Source organism: Streptomyces sp. NPDC047974 (assembly GCF_040653375.1).
Taxonomy (GTDB): Bacteria; Actinomycetota; Actinomycetes; order Streptomycetales; family Streptomycetaceae; genus Streptomyces.
This window is the reverse complement of sequence record NZ_JBEZNU010000001.1, coordinates 496,851-520,222: the sequence shown is the minus strand read 5'-3', so window position 1 is coordinate 520,222 and position 23,372 is coordinate 496,851. Positions and strand designations below refer to the sequence as shown.

General features: G+C 74.9%; 19 protein-coding genes and 1 riboswitch. Of the genes, 12 read left to right on the top strand and 7 right to left on the bottom strand.

Annotated features, from left to right (window positions below):
• Positions 1 to 117 precede the first annotated feature (117 nt).
• The 3 genes from AB0E19_RS02285 to AB0E19_RS02275 all read left to right on the top strand — a co-directional run bounded on the left by AB0E19_RS02285 (position 118) and on the right by AB0E19_RS02275 (position 3,394).
• Positions 118 to 882: an alpha/beta hydrolase gene (locus AB0E19_RS02285; RefSeq protein ID WP_362171786.1), complete on the top strand. Its 765-nt coding sequence runs from the start codon at positions 118 to 120 to the stop codon at positions 880 to 882.
• Positions 883 to 1,072: 190 nt separating this feature from the next.
• On the top strand, positions 1,073 to 1,987 hold the full coding sequence (locus AB0E19_RS02280; protein WP_362171783.1) for a universal stress protein: 915 nt from the start codon (positions 1,073 to 1,075) through the stop codon (positions 1,985 to 1,987).
• A gap of 105 nt (positions 1,988 to 2,092) precedes the next feature.
• Entirely contained in the window at positions 2,093 to 3,394 is a 1,302-nt protein-coding gene (locus AB0E19_RS02275; RefSeq protein WP_362171780.1) for a phosphoribosyltransferase family protein, read from the top strand.
• Here AB0E19_RS02275 and AB0E19_RS02270 read toward each other — a convergent pair.
• Positions 3,388 to 4,281, bottom strand: coding sequence for a LysM peptidoglycan-binding domain-containing protein (locus tag AB0E19_RS02270; RefSeq protein WP_362171776.1), 894 nt, complete (start codon positions 4,279 to 4,281; stop codon positions 3,388 to 3,390). The genes AB0E19_RS02275 and AB0E19_RS02270 overlap by 7 nt on opposite strands.
• Positions 4,282 to 4,285: 4 nt before the next feature.
• A riboswitch (cyclic di-AMP (ydaO/yuaA leader) is annotated at positions 4,286 to 4,471 on the bottom strand.
• A gap of 307 nt (positions 4,472 to 4,778) precedes the next feature.
• Between AB0E19_RS02270 and AB0E19_RS02265 the strand changes: the two genes are divergently transcribed.
• On the top strand, positions 4,779 to 5,390 hold the full coding sequence (locus AB0E19_RS02265) for a hypothetical protein (RefSeq protein ID WP_362171773.1): 612 nt from the start codon (positions 4,779 to 4,781) through the stop codon (positions 5,388 to 5,390).
• Positions 5,391 to 5,405: 15 nt separating this feature from the next.
• On the opposite strand, the gene AB0E19_RS02260 is transcribed toward AB0E19_RS02265, so the two are convergent.
• Together AB0E19_RS02260 and AB0E19_RS02255 are read right to left on the bottom strand one after the other, a co-directional pair.
• Positions 5,406 to 7,460: a phosphocholine-specific phospholipase C gene (locus AB0E19_RS02260; protein WP_362171770.1), complete on the bottom strand. Its 2,055-nt coding sequence runs from the start codon at positions 7,458 to 7,460 to the stop codon at positions 5,406 to 5,408.
• 206 nt (positions 7,461 to 7,666) lie between these two features.
• Positions 7,667 to 8,473: a DeoR/GlpR family DNA-binding transcription regulator gene (locus AB0E19_RS02255; RefSeq protein WP_362171767.1), complete on the bottom strand. Its 807-nt coding sequence runs from the start codon at positions 8,471 to 8,473 to the stop codon at positions 7,667 to 7,669.
• A gap of 147 nt (positions 8,474 to 8,620) precedes the next feature.
• Here AB0E19_RS02255 and AB0E19_RS02250 point away from each other — a divergent pair, with 147 nt between their 5' ends.
• Together AB0E19_RS02250 and AB0E19_RS02245 are read left to right on the top strand one after the other, a co-directional pair.
• Positions 8,621 to 9,544 carry a sugar isomerase gene (locus AB0E19_RS02250; RefSeq protein ID WP_362171764.1) on the top strand — a complete coding sequence of 308 codons (924 nt, stop codon included), beginning with the start codon at positions 8,621 to 8,623 and terminating at the stop codon, positions 9,542 to 9,544.
• 47 nt (positions 9,545 to 9,591) lie between these two features.
• Positions 9,592 to 10,428: a class II fructose-bisphosphate aldolase gene (locus AB0E19_RS02245; RefSeq protein ID WP_362171761.1), complete on the top strand. Its 837-nt coding sequence runs from the start codon at positions 9,592 to 9,594 to the stop codon at positions 10,426 to 10,428.
• Between the two features lie 98 nt (positions 10,429 to 10,526).
• On the opposite strand, the gene katG is transcribed toward AB0E19_RS02245, so the two are convergent.
• Entirely contained in the window at positions 10,527 to 12,752 is a 2,226-nt protein-coding gene (katG, locus tag AB0E19_RS02240) for a catalase/peroxidase HPI (protein WP_362171758.1), read from the bottom strand.
• A 148-nt stretch (positions 12,753 to 12,900) separates the two neighbouring features.
• Here katG and AB0E19_RS02235 point away from each other — a divergent pair, with 148 nt between their 5' ends.
• The gene (locus tag AB0E19_RS02235; protein WP_360608833.1) at positions 12,901 to 13,314 is read left to right on the top strand and encodes a Fur family transcriptional regulator; all 414 of its coding nucleotides are present in this window, start codon (positions 12,901 to 12,903) and stop codon (positions 13,312 to 13,314) included.
• On the opposite strand, the gene AB0E19_RS02230 is transcribed toward AB0E19_RS02235, so the two are convergent.
• Positions 13,281 to 15,431, bottom strand: a complete 2,151-nt coding sequence (locus AB0E19_RS02230; protein ID WP_362171754.1) for a hypothetical protein — start codon at positions 15,429 to 15,431, stop codon at positions 13,281 to 13,283. The genes AB0E19_RS02235 and AB0E19_RS02230 overlap by 34 nt on opposite strands.
• A 219-nt stretch (positions 15,432 to 15,650) precedes the next feature.
• On the opposite strand from AB0E19_RS02230, the gene AB0E19_RS02225 reads away from it, so the two are divergent.
• The 5 genes from AB0E19_RS02225 to AB0E19_RS02205 all read left to right on the top strand — a co-directional run bounded on the left by AB0E19_RS02225 (position 15,651) and on the right by AB0E19_RS02205 (position 20,927).
• Positions 15,651 to 16,751 (top strand): C45 family peptidase, encoded by a 1,101-nt coding sequence (locus AB0E19_RS02225; RefSeq protein WP_362171751.1) that lies wholly within the window; start codon positions 15,651 to 15,653, stop codon positions 16,749 to 16,751.
• A gap of 119 nt (positions 16,752 to 16,870) precedes the next feature.
• Positions 16,871 to 17,911, top strand: coding sequence for an NAD(P)-dependent alcohol dehydrogenase (locus tag AB0E19_RS02220; RefSeq protein ID WP_362172321.1), 1,041 nt, complete (start codon positions 16,871 to 16,873; stop codon positions 17,909 to 17,911).
• A 195-nt stretch (positions 17,912 to 18,106) separates the two neighbouring features.
• Positions 18,107 to 19,063, top strand: coding sequence for a helix-turn-helix domain-containing protein (locus AB0E19_RS02215; protein WP_362171748.1), 957 nt, complete (start codon positions 18,107 to 18,109; stop codon positions 19,061 to 19,063).
• Between the two features lie 127 nt (positions 19,064 to 19,190).
• The gene (gap, locus tag AB0E19_RS02210; RefSeq protein WP_362171745.1) at positions 19,191 to 20,186 is read left to right on the top strand and encodes a type I glyceraldehyde-3-phosphate dehydrogenase; all 996 of its coding nucleotides are present in this window, start codon (positions 19,191 to 19,193) and stop codon (positions 20,184 to 20,186) included.
• Positions 20,187 to 20,270: 84 nt separating this feature from the next.
• Positions 20,271 to 20,927: a hypothetical protein gene (locus tag AB0E19_RS02205; protein ID WP_362171742.1), complete on the top strand. Its 657-nt coding sequence runs from the start codon at positions 20,271 to 20,273 to the stop codon at positions 20,925 to 20,927.
• Here AB0E19_RS02205 and AB0E19_RS02200 read toward each other — a convergent pair.
• Together AB0E19_RS02200 and AB0E19_RS02195 are read right to left on the bottom strand one after the other, a co-directional pair.
• Positions 20,917 to 22,011, bottom strand: coding sequence for an acyl-CoA dehydrogenase family protein (locus AB0E19_RS02200; RefSeq protein WP_362171739.1), 1,095 nt, complete (start codon positions 22,009 to 22,011; stop codon positions 20,917 to 20,919). The genes AB0E19_RS02205 and AB0E19_RS02200 overlap by 11 nt on opposite strands.
• Positions 22,008 to 23,351: an MFS transporter gene (locus tag AB0E19_RS02195; protein ID WP_362171736.1), complete on the bottom strand. Its 1,344-nt coding sequence runs from the start codon at positions 23,349 to 23,351 to the stop codon at positions 22,008 to 22,010. Before AB0E19_RS02195 ends, AB0E19_RS02200 begins: the two co-directional genes overlap by 4 nt.
• Between the last annotated feature and the right edge of the window lie 21 nt (positions 23,352 to 23,372).

The window sequence follows — 23,372 nt, the reverse complement described above, 5'->3', positions numbered from 1 at the left end:
GGGCCTGTTGACCCGGCGCGTGCGGCCCGTCACACTCGGTCGTCGTCCACCGGCGCCACCGGCGGCGGGCGGACGACGACCACCACCCTCATCACCACCTCGCACGCAGGGGGCACCATGATCGGCCGGGTACTTCCGTACGACGTCCACGGCGACGGCCCGGGGAGGGCCCTCGTCCTCCACAACTGGTTCGGGGACCGCAGCAGCTTCGACCCGCTCCGGGAGCACCTCGACGCCTCGGCCGGCAGCTACGCCTTCGTCGACTGCCGCGGCTACGGCGAGGCCAGGGACGCCGACGGCGCCTACACCATGGAGGAGGTCGCGGCCGACGCGCTGGCCGTCGCCGACGACCTCGGCTGGGACTCGTTCTCCGTCATCGGCCACTCCATGGGCGGCAAGGCCGCCCAGCTCATGCTGCTCGACGCGCCCGACCGGGTCCGCTCGATCGTCGGGATCTCGCCCGTCTCCGCCGCCGGCTTCCCGCTCGACGAGGAGAGCCGGCAGCTGTTCTCGGGCGCCGTCGACGACCCGGCGCTGCGCCGGGCGATCATCGACCACACCACCGGCGGCCGGCATGGCGCCCCGTGGCTGGACGCCCTCGTGGACCGCTCGGTGAGCCGCTCCACGACCGCCGCCTTCCGCTCCTACCTCGACTCCTGGTCCGGCACCGACTTCCACGAGCGGGTCCGCGACAACCCCACGCCCGTGCTGCTCGTCGTCGGCGCCCACGACCCGGCGCTGGGCGCCGAGGCGATGGAGGCGACCTGGTTGCGCTGGTACCCGAACGCCCGCCTCGAGGTCCTCGCGGACGCCGGGCACTACCCGCCCGAGGAGACCCCCAAGGACCTCGCCCGGGCGATCGAGGCCTTCCTGGCCGCCTGACCGCCCCGCCTGCCCCCGCCTGTCGCCGCCTGTCGCCGTCGGAGGTCCCGGGCGGCCGCCTCGGGACCTTCGGCGGGGCCGGTCGGGACGTCCGGCCCGCGTGGCGCCCCGTCGTGCGGGCAGCCGACGGGTGTACTCGGCACGAGGGCACCCGCGACCGGCGGTGCACGACCGGAAGGACGGAAGAGCGATGGGGCGCAGCGAGGAACCGGCCACGGCACCGGAGACCACGACGGCCGGCGGGCCGTTCGTCCTCGTCGGGACGGACGGTTCGCCGTCGGCGCTCGGGGCGGTCGAGACGGCGGCCCGGGAGGCCGGGACGCGCGGTGCGCGCCTGGTCGTCGTGCATGCCTTCCTCTGGCCGATGTTCCGGGTCGACCTGGAGCCCTCGGTGTACGGCCCCACCGAGAGCGGCCTGCGACGGCAGGCGGAGATCGTCCTGGACACGGCCGTGGCCCGAGCGCGGGCGGTCGCCCCGGGTACCGAGGTCTCCGGCGAGCTCATCACCGGCGAACCGCTCGTCGTCCTCGCGACCCGGTCGCGCGGCGCGGAGCTGGTCGTCGTCGGCAGCCGCGGCACCGGCGCCTTCACCGGCCTCGTCGTCGGCTCGGTCGCCGTCCACCTCGCCGCCCACGCCGCCTGCCCGGTCCTCGTGGTGCGCGGCCGGGACGAGCCGGAGGGGCCGGTGCTCCTCGCCGTCGACGGCTCGCCGGACTCCGACGCGGCCGTCGACTTCGCCTACGCGGAGGCCCGGGCGCGCGGCACCGGCCTCGTCGCCGTCCACGCCTGGGCCCCGCGCTCGGGCCCCGGTGACCTGACGCCGCTCTTCGCCGGCGCCGAGGAGGTGCACGCGGAGGCGGCCCGCGTCCTCGAAACGGCGCTCGCCCGGGCCGCGGGCCGGCACCCCGGGACCGAGGCCGAGGCCCGGCTGGTACGCGGCCGGCCCCGCGAGGTCCTCCTGGAGGAGAGCACGACCGCGCAGCTGCTCGTCATGGGCGCCCGGGGGCGCGGCGGCTTCGCCGGGCTGCTCCTCGGCTCCGTCAGCCAGGCGCTGCTGCACCACGCCGCGTGCCCGGTGGTCGTCGTGCGGCACGGGGTGGGCTGAGGCCGGGCCGGGCGGCGACGCCCCCGCCGGTGGGACCCTGGAAGTACGGGCCGGGTCCGAGGGCCCGCGCCCGAGGGGGGTCGCCGATCGGGAAGGCGGCGTGCCATGTACTTCGCCGACCGGGCCGACGCGGGGCGGCAGCTCGCCGCCCGGCTCGGCCATCTCCAGGGGTCCGACGTCGTCGTCCTCGGGCTGCCACGCGGCGGGGTGCCGGTGGCGGCGGAGGTGGCCGAGGCGCTCGACGCGCCGCTGGACATCTGCCTGGTGCGGAAACTCGGCGTGCCGGGCCGGCCCGAGCTGGCCATGGGGGCCATCGGGGAGGGCGGCGTCCGGGTCGTGAACGAGCAGGTGGTGCGGGACGCGGGCGTGGCCCGGCGGCAGCTGGAGGAGGCCGAGGAGCGCGAACGGCTGGTCATGGCCGAGCGGTCCCGCGCCTACCGGGGCAGCCGCCGGCCGGTGCCGCTGGAGGGGCGTACGGCGGTCGTCGTCGACGACGGGCTCGCCACCGGCGCGACCGCGCTCGCCGCCTGCCGGGCGGTGCGGGCCGCCGGAGCCGCCCGGATCGTGCTGGCCGTGCCGGTGGCGCCGTACGGCTGGACGGCCCGGCTCGGCGGCGAGGCCGACGAGACGGTCGCCGTCCGGACGCCGGAGGGCTTCTACGCGGTCGGGCAGTTCTACCGGGAGTTCGACCAGACGCCGGACGCGGAGGTGGTGGCCTGCCTCGACCGGAGCCGGGCGGCGCGCGGTCCGTCCGTCGGCCACACGGCGGTACGCGTCCCAGGCGCGCCCGAGCTTCCGGGCGAGCTCGCGATGCCCGACGGGGCAGCGGGCCTGGTCCTCTTCGCCCACGGCAGCGGCAGTGGCCGGCACAGCCCGCGGAACCGCGCGGTGGCCGCCGCACTGAACCGGGCGGGGCTCGCCACTCTCCTCTTCGACCTGCTCACGGAGGCCGAGGCGACCGACCGCGCGCGGATCTTCGACACCCCGCTGCTCGCCGGACGGCTCGGCCGGGCCGCCGCCTGGACGGCCGGGCGGCCGGGCACCGGGGGTCTGCCGCGCGGCTACTTCGGGGCGAGCACCGGGGCGGCGGCCGCGCTGTGGGCGGCGGCGGAAGCGGGCGACGACGTGGCCGCCGTGGTGTCCCGGGGCGGCCGGCCCGACCTGGCGGGGGAGCGGCTCGCCGGGGTGCGGGCCCCCACGCTGCTGATCGTCGGCGGTGCCGACGGCCTCGTCGTCGACCTCAACCGGCGGGCCGGGGAAATGCTGCGCTGCGAGAGCCGCCTGGAGGTCGTGCCGGGCGCCGGTCACCTCTTCGAGGAGCCGGGGGCCCTGGAGGAGGTGGCGGCGCTGGCGACGGAGTGGTTCACCGGCCACTTCGCGGCGGCCGTGAACGGGTCGGGTCAGTAGGCGCCGTTGACGTTGTCGATGGAGCCGTACCGGTCGGCCGCGTAGTTGCAGGCGGCGGTGATGTTCGCGACGGGGTCGTACGGGTCGAGCGAGGTGCCCGGCACGTGGTAGGCGGCGAAGGTCGGGTCGATGACCTGGAGCAGGCCCTTGGAGGGGGTGCCCTTCGCGGCGTTGGAGTCCCAGAGGTTGACGGCGCGGGGGTTGCCGGAGGACTCGCGCAGCACGTTGCGGAGGATGCCGTCGTACGAGCCGGGGATGCCGTACCGGGCCATGACGTCGAGCGACTCGCGGATCCAGCCGTCGAGGTTGTCGGCGTACCGGACGGCGGCGGGCGCGGCCTTCGCGGCGGCCGGCTGGGCCTGGACGGCCGGGACCGCGGCACGGGCGGAGGAACGGCTCGCCCGTTCGGCGGAACCGGTGGAGGCGGACTCGGCGGGCTTCGCGGCCGGCTTGGCACCGGTCTTCGCGGGGGTCTTCGCGGCGGCCGGCGCGGCGGGCTTCGCGGAATCCCGACGAATCGTCAGTTCGAGGCCCGGGTGAATGAGTGACGGATTGTCACCCACGGCTTCCTTGTTCGCCTGGTAAAGCGACTTCCAGCCGCCCTGAATTCCCTTTCGGTGGGCGATCAGGGAAAGGGAGTCGCCCTTCACGACGGTGTACGCGCGGGTGGCGGCGGGGGCGGCGGGGGCCTTCGCGGGCGCGGCGGCCCGGACGGCCGGGGCGGCCACGGCGGCGGTCGGTGCCGCCGACTGCGCGACGGGCTCGGCGCCGGCCGTGGCGGGCACGACCAAGGGCAGGGCGAGGGCCACGCCGCCGGTGCCGGCGAAGGCGAGACCTCGGGAGACGGGGCGGCGTCGGGGGCGGCGGTGCTTGCCGTGAGCGGGCATGACGGTTTCCTCTCCGGCGCCTGCGAGGTGAGCTGTCGGGTTCGGACTGGAGCTGTCCGGCCGTGCGTACACGGCTTCACCCCGAGCCGCTCCGGACGACCGGACCGGCGGTGTGGTGGGTCCCCCGCTCCTGCCGTCGGGTGAAATGGGAGGTCTTTCGGGCGGTGGCAGGATTAGGCGTCCGTCCGAATGGAGGTGACCGTAGGCGAGGAATACGGAGGGGAACAAGACGCGAATGCACCGGAAAAGGGAAACCGAAGATCGAACGCGTGGAATTCAAGATCTACCGTTTCGGCGACCGTTCCGGAATCCCTTGTCCCGCATGGGTGGCGAGGGGCGGGGAGCCGTCCGCGGAGCGCGGGGAGTGAGTCGCGTCACGGGGTGTGCAATGTCCGAATAAGGCGACTGGCACCTTTAGGGGAATTGTGCGGCGACTTGGGGGTGGAACGGGTGAGGCGTAACGCGCAAATCGGGCATATGTGGCTAATGATGTGGGAATGTCATCCCTCGCCCTGCTGATCGACGCCGACGCCCTCGATCCCGACGCCCTCGACACCCTCGACTCTCTCGGGACCCTCGACGCCCTCGACCGCGAGGCGGCCCGCCTCTGCGAGAGCGCCGCTCCCGAGGCCTGGCGGGCCCTTCTCTCCGTCCCCGTGGACCGACTGGTCGCCGACGCCCTGGGCGCGCTCGACGCGCTGCCCCCGTCGCCGCCCGCCGAGCGCCCCCTGCCGGGCCGCATCGGCGCCGCCCTCCCCGACCGGCTGCACGTCTGGCGCAGGATCGGCCGGGCCGACGTGCGCCCCTCCGTCCACCTGGCGTACGCGCGCCGGGTGCTGACCGAGTGGGGCTGGCAGAACACCCCGTACAAGCTGCGCGACGCGCGCGGTGCCCGCTGTCTCTGCGGCGCCCTGCTCGCCGCCCACCGGCTCGGCCACGGCAGCGCGGCCACCATGAACGAGTCCGGCGCATGGATCATGACCGAGCTGCGGTCCCGGGGCTGGCACGGGCTGATCGGCCCCTGGAACCGCGCGCCGGGCCGCACCGCCGAGGACGCGCTCGCGCTCCTCGACGCCACGATCCGGCGCGCGGCCCTGGCCGGGAGGTGAGGGCCCGCCGGGCCGTCAGCCCGTGACGCTCGGCGCGCCCGTCTCGATGTGACCGGTGTAGCGGCGCGACCAGGTGCCGTCGATGTCGGCCAGGATCGTGAAGTCGTACCAGCCGTCCGCGTACGCCACGGCGTTGAAGAAGTCCTCCCGCGAGGAGTTCGCCGCGACCGTGTACGTCCACGGGCCGTCCGTCCGGTAGGCGTGGGAGCGGACGGTGAAGGTGACCGGGCCGCCGGAGGCGTTGGTCATCCGGAACCAGACCGCCGTCTTGCCGGTGCCCGGTTCCGTGGCGTACCGCGCCGCCACCTCGATCGCCTTGCCCGCCTTCGAGGCGTCGCCGATGAAGCGGCGCAGGAAGCGGTTCGGGCCCATCATCGAGATGTCGTACTTCCCCGAGCCGGAGCCGAGCCCGATGTTGAAGTAGTCGGTGGCCGTGGTGCCCGGGTCGACCGTGTACTGCCAGGCGGCTGTGTCGCGGTGCTGGTGCGGGTGGATCGAGAAGTGGGCGGCGCGGCGTGCCTGCGGGCCCTGGTTGGTCATGGAGAACCAGGCGAGGATCTTGCCGGCGGCGCCGAACTCGAAGCGGTCCAGGTTGCCGTTCGGCTGGTAGGGGAGCGCCCGCGCGGGCCGGGTCCCGGGCTCCTGGGCGGGCAGGGCGTTGTTCTGCGGCGCGGGGTTGGGCAGCGGGGCGCAGGTGTCCATGCCGATGACCTTCGCCGTCGACGGCAGGCCGGCGGGGACCCCGTACACCGGGCGGGCGAAGTCGAAGACGCCGGTCAGGTCGCCGGTGACCTTCCGGCGCCAGGCGCTGATGTTCGGGCAGGCCGCCGGAGTGCCGAGGGCGGCGGTCCAGGTCTCCAGGAAGCGCAGCACGGAGGTGTGGTCGAAGACCTCGGAGCTGACCCAGCCGCCCCGCGTCCACGGCGACATGACCAGCATCGGGACCCGGAAGCCGAGTCCGATCGGGACGCCGTCGAGGTACTCGCCGGGGGTCCCGGGCGGGGCGACCGGCGGCGGCACGTGGTCGAAGAAGCCGTCGTTCTCGTCGTAGTTGAGGATCATCACCGTGGAGTCGAAGACCTCGGGGTTCGCCGTCAGGGCGCGGTAGACGAGGTCGACGAAGTGGGCGCCGTCGCCCGGCGGCGCGTACGGGTGCTCGGAGAACGCCTCGTTGGCCACCACCCACGACACCTGCGGCAGCGTGCCGGCGACGACGTCCGCGCGGATGGCGGCGGCGATGTCGTCCGGCGTCGAGCCGGTGACCTTCGGGACCGAGGCCATGCCCCGGTCGTACAGCGGGTCGCCGGGCCGGGCGTCGGTGAACCTCTTGAAGTACGCGAGCCCGTTGTCGCCGTAGTTGTCCTGGGCGTTCTGGTAGACCCTCCAGCTCACCCCGGCCCGCTGCAGCGCCTCCGCGTACGTCTCCCAGGTCAGCCCCGACTCCTCGCCGCCGTCCTTGCTGGAGCCGTCGATCCGCCCGCTCCACAGGAAGGTGCGGTTCGGGCCCGTGGCGCTGAGCGCGGAGCAGAAGTAGGCGTCGCAGACCGTGTAGTGGTCGGCGAGGGCGTGGTGGAAGGGGAGGGACGTGCGGTCCAGGTGGCCGAGGGTGCGGGTGTTGCCGACGCCGGTCACCCAGTTGTCGAGCCGGCCCTTGTTCCAGGCGGCGTGCTGCGAGGTCCAGTTGTGCGGCAGGTCGCCGTTGCACTGGGCGAGGGTCTCGCCGTCGACGCCGCCGGCCGGCGGGGTGTCGGCGAGCTTCCACGGGAACTGCCTGCCTCCCCAGTCGGGCTGCTGGAAGGTGCTCCAGCCGCCGGGGATGTTGCCCGCGGCCCGGTCGCCGAAGCCGCGGACCCCGCGGAGCGTGCCGAAGTAGTGGTCGAAGCTGCGGTTCTCCTGCATGAGGATCACGACGTGCCGGACGTCGGCGAGGGTGCCGGTCGCGGTCCGCGCGGCGTCCGAGGCCGTCGTGGCGTCCGAGGCCGTCGCGGTGGGCAGCGCGGCCCCGGTGACGAGTCCGGCGCCGAGTCCCGCGCCGATCCCGACGAACCCCCTGCGGCTGATGGGAAGCATGCCCGCCCCTCCTGTCACGGTGTGCCCTGGCGGCACGTCGGGGACATGATGGGGGAGCGCTCCTCAAAGGTGTACACCCGTGCGGTAAGGGCTTGGTGAACGGCCGGGTCGGACCTGTTCATCGTGGTCGGACCGGTGAGGGATTGGTATGAGGTCCGACCAATGGGGTGTCGGACCGCCCCGCTCCGTGCGGTGACGAGGGCCCGTCAGACCGTGTGGACGCGGACGCCGGCCTCCGTGAGCCGGTCCGCCGTCCCGGCGTCGATCCCGCCGTCGGTCACCAGCAGGTCGACCCGGTCCAGGCCGCAGATGCGGGCGAAGGCGCGCCGCCCCGGCTTCGACGCGTCGGTCACCACCACGACCCGGCTCGCGCGCTCCGCGAAGAGCCGGCTGATGCTCGCCTCCTCCTCCTGGTGGGCCATCGCCCCGAGTTCCGGGTCGATCCCGTCCACGCCGAGCACCACCGTGTCGAGGACGACCTCGCCCAGCACCCCGGCGGCGAGCGGGCCCACCAGTTCGTACGTCTGGGGGCGCACCACCCCGCCGGTCGTCACGATCTTGATCTGCGGGCGCACCGCCAGCTCGGCGGCGATGTTCAGGGCGTTGGTGACCACCGTCAGGGCGGGGCCCGAGGCGCCGGCCGGGGTTCCGGTCTCGGCGCGCTCGCCCGCGAAGCGCAGCGCGAGCGCCCGCGCGACCTCGGTGGTCGTCGTCCCGCCGTTCAGGCCGACGACCTCGCCGGGGCCGATCAGCTCGGCCGCGGCCGCGGCGATCCGGGCCTTCTCGGCGGCGTGCCGGCCCGACTTGTAGCGCAGCGGCAGCTCGTACGAGACGCCGTGCGCGACCGCACCGCCGCGCGTGCGGACGAGGAGGCGCTGCTCGGCCAGTTCGTCGAGGTCGCGGCGGATCGTGGCGGCGGAGACGTCCAGGGTGGCCGCCGCCTCCTCGACCTCCACCTTGCCGGCGGACGCCAGGAGCTCCAGGAGCGTGTTCCACCGCTCGTGCTTGGACATGCCGGACCGATCCTCCCGTGGGTACGGCTCCGATCCTACGTCGCCCGGGTGTCGGGATCTGGCAAGTGAATGAGCGAATCTGCTTGAATAGGGGCGTTCCGAGCATCTTCACGCGTCGACTCTGTCGCTTCCGTGCAAGGAGTGCACATGACCCCCTCCCGTACCACTGCCGAGATCGCCACCCAGCCCGAGGTCTGGCGCGAAGCCGTCCGCACGCTGCCGCGGCACGTGGACGCCCTGCCCCGGCGCGGCGAGCGCGTGGCCGTGATCGGCTGCGGCACCTCCTGGTTCATGGCGCAGGCCTACGCCGACCTGCGCGAGGCCGGCGGCCACGGCGAGACCGACGCCTTCGCCGCCTCCCGCTTCCCCTTCGACCGCCGCTACGACCGGGTCGTCGCCCTCACCCGCTCCGGCACCACCAGCGAGGTGCTCGCCGTCCTCGCCCGGATCTCCGGCACCGTCGCCACCGGGGCGATCACCGCCGACCCGGCCACCCCCGTGATGGAGCTGGCCGACGCCGTCGCCGTCCTCGACTTCGCCGAGGAGGAGTCGGTCGTCCAGACCCGTTTCGCCACCACCGCGCTCGCCCTCCTCCGCGCCCACCTGGAGGCCGAGGGCGCGCTGCCCGAGGGCGTCGCCCCCCTCGCCCGGGCGGCCGAGGACGCCGAACTCGCCCTGGTCAGGCCGCTGGAGGAGGCGGTCCGCGAGGCCGGGCAGTTCACCTTCCTCGGCACCGGCTGGACCTACGGCCTCGCCCAGGAGGCCGGACTCAAGATGCGGGAGGCGGCCGGCGCGTGGACGGAGGCGTACCCGGCGATGGAGTACCGCCACGGGCCCATCAGCATCACCGGTCCCGGGCGCGTCGCCTGGAGCTTCGGGCCGCTGCCCGGGGGCCTCGCCGAGGAGATCCGCGCGGTCGGCGGCACCCTCGTGGCCGGCGGCCTCGACCCGCTCGCCGAACTGGTCCTCGCGCAGCGCCTCGCCGTCGCGGTCGCCGAGGCCCGCGGCCTCGACCCCGACCGGCCGCGCAACCTCACCCGTTCCGTCGTCCTCGCGGACACCGGCGTCTGAACAGCCCCGCCCGCCCGTACCCACCCCTTCGTCCCCGGAGCAGGACCATGCCACTGACCCCGACCCACGAGATCGTCCGGCGGGCGTACGCCGACGGCGTCGGCGTGGGCGCCTTCAACGTCCTCCAGCTGGAGCACGCCGAGGCCATCGTCACCGGTGCCGAGCGGGCCGACCGGCCCGTCGTCCTCCAGATCAGCGAGAACACCGTCCGCTACCACGGCGGCCTCGAACCCGTCGCGCTCGCCTCGCTCGCGCTGGCCCGCGCCGCCAAGACGCCCGTCGCCGTCCACCTGGACCACGCGGAGAACCCGGACCTCGTGCGCGAGGCCGTGGAGCTCGGCCTCGGCTCCGTCATGTTCGACGCCGCGCGGCTGCCGTACGAGGAGAACGTGGCCACCACCCGGGAGGTCGTCGACCACTGCCACCGCCACGGCGTCTGGGTCGAGGGGGAGCTCGGCGAGGTCGGCGGCAAGGGCGACGCCCACGACCCCGGCGTCCGCACCGACCCCGGCGAGGCCCGCGCCTTCATCGCCGCGACCGGCGTCGACGCGCTCGCCGTCGCCGTCGGCAGCGTCCACCAGATGGTCACCCGGGACGCCGTCCTCGACCTGGACCTCGTCGCCCGGCTCCGGGCCGCCGTCGACGTCCCCCTCGTCCTGCACGGCTCGTCGGGTGTCCCCGACCCGCTGCTCGCGCGGGCCGTGGCCGCCGGCATGACGAAGGTGAACGTCTCCACCCACCTCAACAAGGCCTTCACCGGCGCCGTCCGCGACCACCTCGCCGCCCACCCGGCCGACGTGGACCCGCGCCGCTACCTCACCCCGGCCCGCGTCGCGGTCGCCGAGGCGGTCACCCACCTGCTGGGAGTGCTGGCCCCCCGCTGAGCCCGGACAGGGGTGCGCCCCCGTGACCGGGGCAGGGTCACGGGGGCGCGGGGGGTGCGGGGCGGCCGGCTCGCGACGGCCGCCCCGGCGGGGGTGGGTCAGCGGACGTCGAAGCGGTCCAGGTCCATGACCTTGGTCCAGGCGGCGACGAAGTCCGTCACGAACTTGTCCTGGGCGTCGTCGCTCGCGTAGACCTCGGCGAGGGCGCGGAGCTCCGAGTTCGAGCCGAAGACCAGGTCGGCGCGGGTGCCGGTCCACTTGACCTCGCCGGTCGCGTCGTCGCGGCCCTCGAAGGTGTTCGCGTCGCCGGAGACCGGGGACCAGGTGGTGCCCAGGTCCAGCAGGTTGACGAAGAAGTCGTTCGTCAGCGTGCCGGGGTTGGCGGTGAGCAGACCGAGCGAGGTGCCCGGCTGGGTGATGCCCAGGGCGCGCAGGCCGCCGACGAGGACGGTGAGCTCGGGGGCGCTGACCGTGAGCAGGTTGGCGCGGTCGACCAGCAGGTACTCGGCGGGGAGGCGGACGCCCTTGCCGAGGTAGTTGCGGAAGCCGTCCGCCTGCGGCTCCAGGGCGGCGAAGGACTCGACGTCCGTCTGCTCCTGGGCGGCGTCCACGCGGCCCGGGGTGAAGGGCACCTCGACGGTGCGGCCCGCGTCGGCGGCGGCCTTCTCGACGGCCGCGGAGCCCGCGAGGACCACGAGGTCGGCGAGGGAGACCTGCTTGCCGTCGGTCCGGCCGGCGTTGAAGGACTCCTGGACGCCCTCCAGGACGCGCAGCACCTGGGCGAGGTCGTCCGGGTTGTTGGCCTGCCAGCCGCGCTGCGGCTCCAGGCGGATGCGGCCGCCGTTGGCACCGCCGCGCTTGTCGCTGCCGCGGAAGGAGGCGGCGGCGGCCCAGGCGGCACCGGCCAGCTGGGCGACCGTCAGGTCCGAGGCGAGGATCTTCTCCTTGAGGGAGGCGACGTCCGCCGCGTCGACCAGCTCGTGGGTGCGGGCCGGCAGCGGGTCCTGCCAGTCCAGCTCCTCCGAGGGGACCTCGGAGCCGAGGTAGCGGACGACCGGGCCCAGGTCACGGTGGGTCAGCTTGTACCAGGCGCGGGCGAACGCGTCGGTGAACTGCTCCGGGTGCTCGTAGAAGCGGCGGGAGATCTGCTCGTAGGCCGGGTCGAAGCGGAGCGACAGGTCCGTGGTGAGCATGGTCGGGAGGTGCTTCTTCGCCGGGTCGTACGCGTCCGGGATGATCGCCTCGGCGTCCTTGGCCACCCACTGGTGGGCGCCCGCGGGGCTCTTCGTCAGCTCGTAGTCGTACTCGAAGAGGTGCTTGAAGAAGTCGTGGCCCCACTGGGCGGGCGTGGTCGTCCAGGTGACCTCCAGGCCGGAGGTGATGGCGTCGGCGCCCTTGCCGGAGCGGTAGCTGCTCGCCCAGCCGAAGCCCTGCGCCTCGATCGGGGCCCCCTCCGGGTCCGCGCCCACGTTGTCGGCGGGGCCGGCGCCGTGCGCCTTGCCGAAGGTGTGGCCACCGGCGATGAGGGCGACGGTCTCCTCGTCGTTCATCGCCATCCGGCGGAAGGTCTCGCGGATGTCGCGGGCCGCGGCGACCGGGTCCGGGTTGCCGTTGGGGCCCTCGGGGTTGACGTAGATGAGGCCCATCTGGACCGCGCCGAGGGGCTCCTCCAGCTCGCGGTCGCCGGAGTAGCGCTCGTCGCCGAGCCAGGTGGTCTCGGGGCCCCAGTAGACGTCCTCGTCGGCCTCCCAGACGTCCGCACGGCCGCCGGCGAAGCCGAAGGTCTCGAAGCCCATCGACTCCAGGGCCACGTTGCCGGTGAGGATCATGAGGTCGGCCCAGGAGAGGGACTGGCCGTACTTCTTCTTCACGGGCCACAGCAGACGGCGGGCCTTGTCGAGGTTGCCGTTGTCCGGCCAGCTGTTGAGCGGGGCGAAGCGCTGCTGGCCGGCGCCGGCGCCGCCGCGGCCGTCGCTGATGCGGTAGGTGCCCGCGCTGTGCCAGGCCATGCGGATCATGAAGGGGCCGTAGTGCCCGAAGTCGGCCGGCCACCAGTCCTGCGAGGTGGTGAGGACCTCGGCGATGTCCTGCTTCACGGCGGCGAGGTCGAGCGCCTGGAAGGCCTCGGCGTAGTCGAAGTCCTCGCCGAGCGGGTTGCCCACGGCCGGGTTCTTGGCCAGGATCCGCAGGTTCAGCCGGTTCGGCCACCACTGGCGGTTGCCGCCGCCCTGGGTGGGGTGCGAGGCGCGCTGCCCGTGGGGGACGGGGCAGCCGCCGCCCGCGGCCTTCGCGTCTCCGCCGTGTGCATCGAGGTTCTCAGACATGAGCTCTTCCTGTCCCTTGGCCATCAACAAAACTGATCCTACAATGGACGAAGTCCAAGTCAAGAACAACGCCAAAGTGGAGGTGCGGGGCCGGGGGCAGGACGCCTCGCGCCCCGGGCCTTCGCCGAGAAGGAAACAGGTAGCCCCTATGAGTGACCTGCTGGAGCGGCTGCGCGCCCGAGGCTGGCGGATGACGTCGCAGCGGCGTGTCGTCGCGGAGGTCCTCGACGGCGAGCACGTGCACCTCACCGCCGACGAGGTGCACGCACGCGCCGTGGAGCGACTTCCCGAGATCGCCCGGGCGACCGTCTACAACACGCTCGGCGAACTGGTCACCCTCGGCGAGGTGGTGGAGCTCTCCACCGACGGCCGCGCGAAGCGGTACGACCCCAACGCCCGCCACGCCCACCAGCACCTGGTGTGCGTGGAGTGCGGCACCATCCGGGACGTCCACCCCGACGGCGACCCGCTCGCCGTCCTCCCCGACTCCGAGCGCTACGGCTTCACCGTCTCCAAGGTCGACGTCACCTACCGGGGTCTCTGCCCGAACTGCTCGGCCTGATCCCCGGGCCCCGGGTCCGGGGCCCCGCACGCGGCGAGGACGGTCCGCGCGTGCCGGAGCAGCCGCTCGTCCTCCGCGACGCGGAAGCGCATCCGGCCGCGCAGGCCGCCCTCGTTGTCGTGACGGCGCGGCGCGGCCGCCTCGGCGCGCAGCAGCGGGAGGACGGGTGCCGCGGCCGGGCCGAGGCCCGCCCAGATCTCCGTCATGTCGGGGCGGGCCGCGCGGCTCCGCTCCCACGCGTGCCGGGTCGCCGCCAGGGTCTCCCCGGTGTCCCCGCCCACCCGCCACAGGGCCTTCGCCAGCGCGCCCGCGTGCCAGGCGTCGACCTCCTCCGGGCGCGCGGCGAGCCCGCGCAGCGCGGGCAGCAGCGGGGCCGCCGCCGTGCCCGCACGCGCGAGCGCGCGCAGGGCCTCGTACCGCTCGCCGCCCGCGCTCCCGGAGTTCCCGGCGCCGAGCGCCGCCGCCAGCATCGTCAGGGCCCGCTCGGCCTCCGCGTCGCCGCCCGCCGCCCACAGCGCCGCCGCGAGCTCCGGCCCGTCGGCCTCCCCGACGAGGGAGCGCAGGACCGGGAGCGCGGGCCGCGCCGCGGAGCCGAGACCGGCGAGGGTGCGCAGCGCCGCTCCCCGGGAGCGGAGCCGGGCCTTGCCCGCCAGCCCGAGACAGCCGACCGCGGCGGTGACGGCGGACTCCGGCGCGGCCACGACCGCCGCGCCCAGGAGCTGTGCGGCGAAGGAGCTCCGGCCCGCGCCGACCATCGCCGCCAGCCGGGCGGTCAGGGCGGGGGCGAGCCGGGCGGCCGTCTCCGGGGGCATGCGCGCCAGCCACTCCGGCAGCTCCTCGGGGACGTGTCCGTACCGCAGCACCTCGGCCAGGCCGGGGACGGCCCTCCGGTCGCCCTGCGCCGCCAGCGCGCAGAGTGCCCTCCCGTAACTCGTCTCGTGCCAGCGCGCCTGCGGGGGCAGCCCGGGCCCCCGCGCCACGCGCTCGGCCAGCGCCCCGGCCGCCGGTGCCCCGATGACGGCGAGCCGGCACAGCTCCGAGGCCGCCTCGCGGGCGAGGACCGGGTCGGCGCCGAGGGCCAGCTCGCCCAGGAGCCGCACGGGCTCCTCGTGCGGCCCCCGCCAGCCGGTGAGCAGGGTCCCGGCCGCGTTCACCGCCTCGCGGCGCTGTCCCCGCTCGGGGCTGCCCAGCTGGTCGGCGACGAGCGCGAACCGCGCCTCCACCCGGTCGCCGAGGGTGAAGTGCAGCTCGCCCAGGAGGTCGGTCGCCCAGGGGGCCCGGGCGCCCGCCGTGTGTTCGGCGCGCAGCCGGCGCAGGTAGCCGATCAGGGTGTCCGTGGTCTCCGCCGGGGCCGGTGCGGCCTCGGGCGGCCCCTCAAGGGCCGTCCGCAGCTCCGCCGCCGCCAGCCGGGTCGTGGCGCCCGGCCCGGGGAGGCGCTCGGGGGCGCACCGTGCGAGGGCGGTGAGCGCGGCGAGGGGGAGGCCGCCGCCGGGCCGGTCGAGCAGCGGCACCAGCGCGTCGGCCGCCGCCCCGGTGAGCCCGGCGTGGCGCACCCCCAGGTCGCCGAGGGCCGCGGCCACCGCGCGCAGCACGGCCGGATCCGACTCCGCCTCCGCCGCGAGCCGTCCGGTCAGGGCGGCCCGTACGGCCTCCGGGTCGGGCAGCAGCTGTACGAGCGCCCCCGGCACGGCCCGCCGCACTCCGGGGTCCGGGTCGGCGAGGAGCGGCAGGAGGCTCCCGGCGCGGTCGCGGACGTCCGCCTCGGCCCGGGCGAGGAGCCGGCGCCACTCCGCGTACTCCTCCTCGTCGTCCGACCAGAAGTCCATCACCTCGGGATCGCGTCCGTCGCCGTGGATGCTCCGCAGCAGCTCCACCACCTCGCCGCGTCCCCCGGGGCCGGGGGTGACGGCGATCTCGAAGAGGAAGGGGAGGCAGGCGACCGTGCTGTCGTGCACGTCCCCCTGGTGGTGGACCGTCCCGTGGAGGGCGTCCAGGGCCCGCTCCCGCTCGTCCGCGTCGGCGGAGAGCAGCCCGCGCAGCATGTCCGGCACGTCCGAGGCGTCCCCGTAGGCGTGCTGGAGCCCGGTCCAGTCGATGTCGTCGATCCCCGTGAGCATGGTCCCGAGTCTGCCGCAGCCCACTGACAGGGCTGCGCCGGCGGGCTTCTGACGGGGTGTCCGGGAGTGGGGGAGGGGCGGGCTTGACGGTGGCGCGGGGCAGGTTGTTGGATGAGCGGAAGGCTTTATTGGTCGCATGGCCAATAAAGTCGTCCCGTCGTCCCGTCGTCCCGTCGTCCCGTCGTCCCGTCGTCCCGTCGTCGCGCAGGAAGCCCGCCCATGTCCCTCACCGCCTTCCCCCGCCCCGACCGGCGGCTCCACGTCGCCGTCGACGCCGCCGACCCGCGCGAGCGCGGCCGCCGGCGGGGCGCCCGGCTCGCCGAGGGCCTGGCCACCGCCCTCGACGTCTACGACCGGCTCTTCGCCCTCGCCGAGATCCCCGGGACGACCGTCCGCGACGACGCCCGCCGGGCCCTGGACGCGATCGACGCCTTCCGGCCCGCGCTGCGCGAGCAGATCGAGGGGATCGCGGAGGGCGCCGGAGCCGAACCCTGGCGGGTCGCCGCGCTCAACGCCCGTACCGAGATCCTGGCCCGGAGCCGCGCCGTCCCGCCCGGCGAGTGCTCCACCGTCGTCCGCCGCGTCCCCGCCCCCGGCGGCGGCACCACCCACCTCGGCGTCCAGACCTGGGACTGGCACGTCGAACTGGGCCACTCCTGGCACACCGTCGACTCCGCCGGCGGCGCCCACCGCTACGTGGGCCTCACCGAACACGGCATCCTCGCCAAGATCGGCGTCAACAGCGCGGGCCTCGCCCTCCACTTCAACATCCTCGGCCACCGGGACGACCGCGCCGGCGGCCTCCCGGTGCACGTGCTCGCCGCCCTCGTCCTGGAGGAGGCCGACGACGCCGCCCACGCCGTCGAGCTGATCCGCTCCGCGCCGCTCGCCTCCTCCGGCTCCTTCCTCCTCTTCGACCGTCGGCGGGCCGTCCTGCTCGACCTCAGCCCCGACGGCGTCTCCGAGGTGCCGCCGGCGCCCGACGGAACCCTCCTGCGCACCAACCACTTCCTCACCCCGGGGCCCGCCCGCCGCGAGAAGACCTGGCTCTACCAGCCCGACTCCGGCGAGCGGTACGCCTTCCTCCGCGACCGCCTCGACCGCGCGCCCGCCACCGGCCACGACGAGCTGCTGCGGCTCCTGGTCACCGGAGCCGGCGAGCCGCCCGTCAGCTGCGTGCCCGACCCGGAGGCCCCGCTCGGCCGCCGCTGGGCCAGCCTCGCCACCGTCCTCCTCGACCCGGCGGCCCGCACCGCGCGGATCCTCGACGGAACCCCGGCCGAGCACGCCGAGCGCCCCTGGTACACCCTGCGCGCCTGACCTCCCGCCCGCGCGGACCCCGCCGCGCGCCCGCCGCGCTCCGGCCGCACCCTGGAGAAGGCGTGCCCGCCCGCCCCGGCGTCGCCGAGGGCCACGGCGGCGCCGGAGAGGAAGCCGTCATGAGGGCCCTGCAGTACCGCACCGTGGGCGCCGCCCCCGAGGTCGTCACCGTCCCCGACCCGGAGCCCGCCCCCGGGCAGGTCCTCCTGAAGGTCACCGCCGCCGGCGTCTGCCACTCCGACATCGCCGTCATGAGCTGGCCCGCCGAGCAGCTGCCCTTCGCGCTGCCCCTCACCCTCGGCCACGAGGGAGTCGGCACCGTCGCCGCCCTCGGCGACGGCGTCTCCGGCTTCGCCGAGGGCGATTCGGTCGCCGTCTACGGCCCCTGGGGCTGCGGGAACTGCTTCATGTGCGCCCAGGGCAAGGAGAACTACTGCCTGCGCGCCGCCGAGCTCGGCATCCGCCCGCCCGGACTCGGCGCGCCCGGCGCCATCGCCGAGTACCTGCTCGTGGACCACCCCCGCCACCTCGTCCCGCTGGGCGGCCTCGACCCGGTGAAGGCGGTGCCGCTCACCGACGCCGGCCTCACCCCCTACCACGCCGTCAAGCGCTCCCTGCCGAAGCTCGTGCCCGGCTCCACCGCCGTCGTCATCGGCGCCGGCGGCCTCGGGCACGTCGCCGTCCAGCTGCTGCGCGCCCTGACCGCGGCCCGGGTCGTCGCCCTCGACGTCGCGGAGGAGAAGCTCGCCCTCGCCCGGGCCGTCGGCGCCCACGAGACGGTCCTCTCCGACTCCTCCGCCGCCGACACCGTCCGCGAGCTCACCGACGGGCGCGGCGCCGAGGTCGTCCTCGACTTCGTCGGCGCCCCGCCCACCACCGCCTCCGCCGGGGCCATGGCCGCGGTCGAGGGCGACGTCACCATCGTCGGCCTCGGCGGCGGCACGCTCCCGGTCGGCTTCGGCGCCCTCCCGTACGAGGTCTCCGTGTCCTCCCCCTACTGGGGTACCCGCGCCGAGCTCATCGAGGTCCTCGACCTGGCCCGCGCGGGCGCCGTCGACGTCCACGTCGAGACCTACGGCCTGGACGAGGCCCCCGAGGCGTACGAGCGGCTGCACGCCGGCCGGGTCGACGGCCGCGCGGTGATCCTGCCGAACGGCTGACCCCGCCCCACGCGCGCGTGCCCGGGCGCCGCCGGGCCGTCGTGGCAGCCGAGCGACGCCCGCCCGCCCCTGCCCTGCCCGGCTCGGTCCCGTCCTGCTCGGCCCTGCCCCCTCGGCCCTGCCCCCTCGGCCCCGCCCCACGCGCGCGTGCCCGGGCCGTGGGGCCAGGCCCGTAGGGCCACGTAGGCTCGTGACGTGCCACCCACCCGTCTGTACCGCGTCGCCGTCCTCGTCCTCGAAGGTGCCAAACCCCTCGACGTCGGGATCCCCGCCCAGGTGTTCACGACCCGCGCGAGCATGCCCTACGAGGTGCGCGTCTGCGGCGCCACCCCCGGTCTCGTCGCGGGTGGCGACGGGCTGTCGTACAACGTCGACCACGGGCTCGACGCCCTCGGCTGGGCCGACATCGTCTTCGTCCCCGGGTACCGCTTCCCCGACCGCGAGGACCCGCCGCAGGCCGTCGTCGAGGCCCTGATCGCCGCCCACGCGCGCGGGGCCCGGCTCGCCGCCATCTCCACGGGCGCCTTCGCGCTCGCCGCCACCGGCCTCCTCGACGGCCGGCGCGCCACCACGCACTGGCACTACGCGCGGGCGCTCGCCGAGAAGTGGCCCCTGGTCCAGGTCGACGAGAACGTCCTGTTCGTCGACGAGGGCAGCGTCCTCACCTCCGCGGGCGCCGCCTCCGGCATCGACCTGTGCCTCCACATCCTCCGCGGGGACCTCGGCGTCGGCGCCGCCAACCACGCCGCCCGCCGGCTCGTCGCCGCCCCCTACCGCAGCGGCGGCCAGGCCCAGTACGTGCCCCGGAGCGTCCCCGAACCCCACGGCGAACGCTTCGCCGCCACCCGCGAATGGGTCCTCCACCACCTCGACGAACCCCTCACCCTGGACGTCCTCGCCCGGCACGCCGCCGTCTCGCCCCGCACCTTCTCCCGCCGCTTCGTCGAGGAGACCGGCTACACCCCCATGCAGTGGCTGCTGCGCGCCCGCGTCGACCGTGCACGGGAACTGCTCGAACGCTCCGAACTCGGCGTCGAGCAGATCGCCGCCGAGACCGGCCTCGGCACCGGCGCCAACCTGCGGATGCACTTCCAGCGGATCCTCGGCACCACCCCGAGCGACTACCGGCGCACCTTCACACAGGGCGACTGAGCCCCTCACCTGGCCGGATCGCCAGGATCTTGGCGCGATCCTTGCGGACCATGGCGATCTCGCCCCTGCCACGCGACGCCGCGGCAGGCGAGGCTGGGTGACGAAGAAACGGAAGGGACACCGCATCATGACTCGCATCGCCATCAACGGTTTCGGTCGCATCGGCCGCAACGTGCTCCGCGCCCTCCTGGAGCGCGACACCACGCTGGAGGTCGTCGCCGTCAACGACCTCACCGAGCCGAAGGCGCTCGCCCGTCTCCTCGCCTTCGACTCCACCTCCGGCCGCCTCGGCCGCCCGGTCTCCGTCGACGGCGACACCCTCGTGGTGGACGGCCACCGCATCAAGGTCCTCGCCGAGCGCGAGCCGGCCAAGCTCCCCTGGGCCGAGCTGGGCGTCGACATCGTCCTGGAGGCCACCGGCCGGTTCACCAGCGCCAAGGACGCCCGCCTCCACCTGGACGCCGGCGCCAAGAAGGTCCTGGTCAGCGCCCCCTCCGACGGTGCCGACGTGACGCTCGCCTACGGCGTGAACAGCGACAAGTACGACGCCGAGCTGCACACGATCGTCTCGAACGCCTCCTGCACCACCAACGCGCTCGCGCCGCTGGCCGCCGTCCTCGACGAGCTGGCCGGCATCGAGCACGGCTTCATGACGACCGTGCACGCCTACACCCAGGAGCAGAACCTCCAGGACGGCCCGCACCGCGACGCCCGCCGCGCCCGCAACGCCGCCGTCAACATCGTGCCCACCAGCACCGGTGCCGCCAAGGCCATCGGCCTGGTCCTCCCGCAGCTGGACGGCAAGCTCGCCGGCGACTCGATCCGCGTGCCCGTGCCGGTCGGCTCCATCGTCGAGCTGAACACCACCGTCACCCGCGAGGTCACCCGCGAGGAGATCCTCGACGCCTACCGCAAGGCCGCCGAGGGCAAGCTCGCCGGTGTCCTGGAGTACTCGGAGGACGAGCTGGTCTCCTCCGACATCACCGGCAACCCGCACTCCTCCATCTTCGACGCCGCCCTCACCCGGGTCGACGGCCGCCACGTCAAGGTCGTCGCCTGGTACGACAACGAGTGGGGCTTCTCCAACCGCGTCATCGACACCCTGCAGCTGCTCGCCGGCTGACCCCGCGTCACCACGCCACCCGACAGCGCCCCCTCGGCTCCGGCCGAGGGGGCGCTGTCGGTGCCGGATGGCACCATGTCGATCATGAGCCGAATCATTTCGTACACCACCGGCGACCGCGCCGAGGCCGTCGCCTACCTCGGAGCGGCGGAGCGCCTCACCGACGAACAGCGCCGCGTGCTCCCGATGATGCGCGAGCGGGCCGAGGCCAGCCAGCGCGACCTGGACCACGAGGACCTCGACTGGGACCTGACCATCCCCGAGGCCCTGGAGCACCTCATCGAGGGCCGCGCCGACGCGCCGGGGACGTATGCGGGCAAGGCCTACGCCCGGGCCCTGCAGCACGTCATCGACTACTGCGGGTCCGACCCCTCCGAGCTCGGCGTGTACTCCAAGCCCAGCACCTTCTTCAGCCTCCTCGACGAGCAGTTGCGGCAGCACGGCGTCCCCGCCGACCTGCTGCCGCACGGCTACCTCTTCTCCGGGCCGCCGGACGAGATCCCCTTCCCCGTCCCCTACGCGATCGACGGCCCCGACATCGGGATGCTGCCGCTGGAGAAGGCCAAGCCGGCCGTGGACGCCTACCGCGCGGTCCGGGACAAGATCGACCCCGACTTCCTGTACGACCTCGACCTCCTCGTCGAGAAGCTGGAGTTCGAGCACGAGGAGTGGGAGTCGACCAAGGCGCGGGGCTACGACTGGTACACCCACGACACCATCTTCTTCTCCATCAACGGCTGACGGGCAGCGGCCCGGGCAGTCCGAGGGTGGCGGCCAGCCGGGCGCGGTGCCAGTGCGGCGGGCCGAAGAGCCGGGACGCGCCGTGCGCCCGTTTGAAGTAGCGGTGGGCGTCGTGCTCCCAGGTGATGCCGATCCCGCCGTGCAGCTGGATCATCTCGCCCGCCACCTCGGAGAAGGCCTCCGAGCAGACCGACTTGGCGGTGGCGGCGAGCCGGGTCAGCTCCGGTCCCCGTGCGCCGCCCGCCGCCGCGAAGGCGGCGCCGAGCGCGGCGGAGCGGGCCGACTCGACGCGGACGTACGCGTCCGCGAGGCGGTGCTTCACCGCCTGGAAGGAGCCGATCGGGCGCCCGAACTGCACCCGCTCCCCGGCGTACGCCACCGTGAGCTCCAGGCACCGCGCGGCCGCGCCGACCTGCTCGGCGGCGAGCGCCGCGCACCCGAGGTCGAGGACGTGCCGCAGCACCCGGCCGCCGTCGCCGTCCGCGCCGACGAGCCTGCCCTCGGCCCCGCGGAGCACCACCCGCGCCTGTGCCCGGGTGGCGTCCATCGGGACGGCCGCCTCGCGGCCGACCCCCGCCCCCTCGCCGGGCACCGCGAAGAGCGACACCCCGGCGGGCGTACGAGCCGCCACCAGCAGCGTGTCGGCGCGGGCCCCGTCGAGGACGTGCTCCTTCACGCCGGTGAGCAGCCAGCCGCCGTCGGCCCCGGGGACGGCCTCGGCGCGTATCGCCTCCGGGTCCCAGGAACCGGCCTCCGCCCAGGCGAGGGCGGCCGTCGTCGCGCCCGCCACCAGACCGGGCAGCAGCGCGGCGTGCTCCGGGCAGGACTCCGAGGCGAGGAGCGCCTGCGTCGCCAGCACGGCCGATCCGAGGTACGGGACGGGGCTCAGCTCCCGGCCCAGCTCCTCCATCACCACGTGCGCCTCCACGGCCCCGCAGCCGGCGCCGCCGTACTCCTCCGGGACGGCGAGCCCCGCCACCCCGATCTGCCCGGCCAGCGGCGACCAGGCCTCCTCGCCCGGATGCCGTCCGAGCAACTGCCGCACGGCCGTGCGCAGTTCCTCCTGCTCCTCGGTCAACCTCATGCCTCTGCTCCCTTCTCGACGGGGGGTGCGGCGGGGGTTTCCGGGTCCTCCTCGGAGAGGTCCCGGCCGCGGGTCTCGGCGGTGCGCCGGATCGCGAGCGCGGTCACCAGGCCGCAGACGACGGCGAGGACCGCGAGGGGGGTGCTCGCGGAGCGGTCCGCGAGGAGCGCGCCGGCGAGGAGCGGGGTGAAGCCGCCGCCGACGAGTGCGGCCAGCTGGTAGCCCAGCGAGGCGCCGGTGTAGCGGACGCGGGTGCCGAACAGCTCCGGGAGCAGCGGCCCGAGCGGCGCGTACATCGCGGACTGGACGATCTGCCCGAGGACCATGCCGAGGACGAGCAGCGCCGGCACCTCCGTGTCGACGAGGGCGTAGACCGGGAAGGCCAGCGCGACGACGCCCGCGGCGCCGCCGAGCACGACGGGCCGGCGGCCGACGCGGTCGGAGAGCGCGGAGAACAGCGGGATGGAGACGAGCCCGGCGAGCGAGGTGAAGACGAGCCCGGTCATCACCTGCGAGGTCGTGTACCCGATCCCGGTGGCGTACGTGAGCATGTACGTGCTGATCAGCGCGGTCAGCGCGAAGGGGCCGATGCCGACGCCGCAGGCCAGCAGCAGGGTGCGGGGCCTGCGCAGCACCCGCGCCAGCGGCACCCCGGCCGACTGCCCGGCGGCCGACTCCTCGACCGCCCGCCGGAAGAGCGGGCTCTCGGTCACGGAGAGCCGCACGTAGAGGCCGACGGCGAGGAGCACCGCGCTGAACAGGAACGGCAGCCGCCAGCCCCACTCCAGGAAGGCGGCGCGGGGGAGCAGCGACACCAGGGCGACGGCGACGGTGGAGAGCAGGAAGCCGAGCGGCGAGCCCATCTGCATCAGACCGCTCCACAGCCCGCGCCGGCGCGGGTCGGCGTGCTCCACGACCATGAGGGTCGCGCCCGCCCACTCGCCGCCGATGGCCAGGCCCTGGACGACGCGGAAGAGGACCAGGAGGACCGGCGCGGCGACGCCGATCGTCTCGTACGTGGGCAGCACGCCGATGAGGAAGCTCGCCACGCCCATCAGCGCCATGGTCAGGACGAGCATGGACCTGCGGCCGAGGCGGTCGCCGAAGTGGCCGAAGACGGCGCCGCCGAGCGGCCGGGCCACGTAGCCGGCGGCCAGCGTCCCGAAGGCGGCGATGGTGCCGGTGACGGGATCGCCGCCGGGGAAGAACAGGGGACCGAAGGCGAGCGCCGCCATGGTGCCGTACAGCAGGAAGTCGTAGTACTCGATGACGGTGCCGAGGAGGCTCGACAGCGCCACCCGGCGCAGCAGCGCCGGGTCGGGGGACGGTGCGGGGGTCATGGGGCTCCGGGGTGCGGTGGG

What these genes read in the sequence shown, in the direction of transcription:
- AB0E19_RS02285 (WP_362171786.1), top strand. Translation starts at nt 118, where the DNA reads ATGATCGGCCGGGTACTTCCGTACGACGTCCACGGCGACGGCCCGGGG.
- AB0E19_RS02280 (WP_362171783.1), top strand. Translation starts at nt 1,073, where the DNA reads ATGGGGCGCAGCGAGGAACCGGCCACGGCACCGGAGACCACGACGGCC.
- AB0E19_RS02275 (WP_362171780.1), top strand. Translation starts at nt 2,093, where the DNA reads ATGTACTTCGCCGACCGGGCCGACGCGGGGCGGCAGCTCGCCGCCCGG.
- AB0E19_RS02270 (WP_362171776.1), bottom strand. Translation starts at nt 4,281, where the DNA reads ATGCCCGCTCACGGCAAGCACCGCCGCCCCCGACGCCGCCCCGTCTCC.
- AB0E19_RS02265 (WP_362171773.1), top strand. Translation starts at nt 4,779, where the DNA reads ATGTCATCCCTCGCCCTGCTGATCGACGCCGACGCCCTCGATCCCGAC.
- AB0E19_RS02260 (WP_362171770.1), bottom strand. Translation starts at nt 7,460, where the DNA reads ATGCTTCCCATCAGCCGCAGGGGGTTCGTCGGGATCGGCGCGGGACTC.
- AB0E19_RS02255 (WP_362171767.1), bottom strand. Translation starts at nt 8,473, where the DNA reads ATGTCCAAGCACGAGCGGTGGAACACGCTCCTGGAGCTCCTGGCGTCC.
- AB0E19_RS02250 (WP_362171764.1), top strand. Translation starts at nt 8,621, where the DNA reads ATGACCCCCTCCCGTACCACTGCCGAGATCGCCACCCAGCCCGAGGTC.
- AB0E19_RS02245 (WP_362171761.1), top strand. Translation starts at nt 9,592, where the DNA reads ATGCCACTGACCCCGACCCACGAGATCGTCCGGCGGGCGTACGCCGAC.
- katG (WP_362171758.1), bottom strand. Translation starts at nt 12,752, where the DNA reads ATGTCTGAGAACCTCGATGCACACGGCGGAGACGCGAAGGCCGCGGGC.
- AB0E19_RS02235 (WP_360608833.1), top strand. Translation starts at nt 12,901, where the DNA reads ATGAGTGACCTGCTGGAGCGGCTGCGCGCCCGAGGCTGGCGGATGACG.
- AB0E19_RS02230 (WP_362171754.1), bottom strand. Translation starts at nt 15,431, where the DNA reads ATGCTCACGGGGATCGACGACATCGACTGGACCGGGCTCCAGCACGCC.
- AB0E19_RS02225 (WP_362171751.1), top strand. Translation starts at nt 15,651, where the DNA reads ATGTCCCTCACCGCCTTCCCCCGCCCCGACCGGCGGCTCCACGTCGCC.
- AB0E19_RS02220 (WP_362172321.1), top strand. Translation starts at nt 16,871, where the DNA reads ATGAGGGCCCTGCAGTACCGCACCGTGGGCGCCGCCCCCGAGGTCGTC.
- gap (WP_362171745.1), top strand. Translation starts at nt 19,191, where the DNA reads ATGACTCGCATCGCCATCAACGGTTTCGGTCGCATCGGCCGCAACGTG.
- AB0E19_RS02205 (WP_362171742.1), top strand. Translation starts at nt 20,271, where the DNA reads ATGAGCCGAATCATTTCGTACACCACCGGCGACCGCGCCGAGGCCGTC.
- AB0E19_RS02200 (WP_362171739.1), bottom strand. Translation starts at nt 22,011, where the DNA reads ATGAGGTTGACCGAGGAGCAGGAGGAACTGCGCACGGCCGTGCGGCAG.
- AB0E19_RS02195 (WP_362171736.1), bottom strand. Translation starts at nt 23,351, where the DNA reads ATGACCCCCGCACCGTCCCCCGACCCGGCGCTGCTGCGCCGGGTGGCG.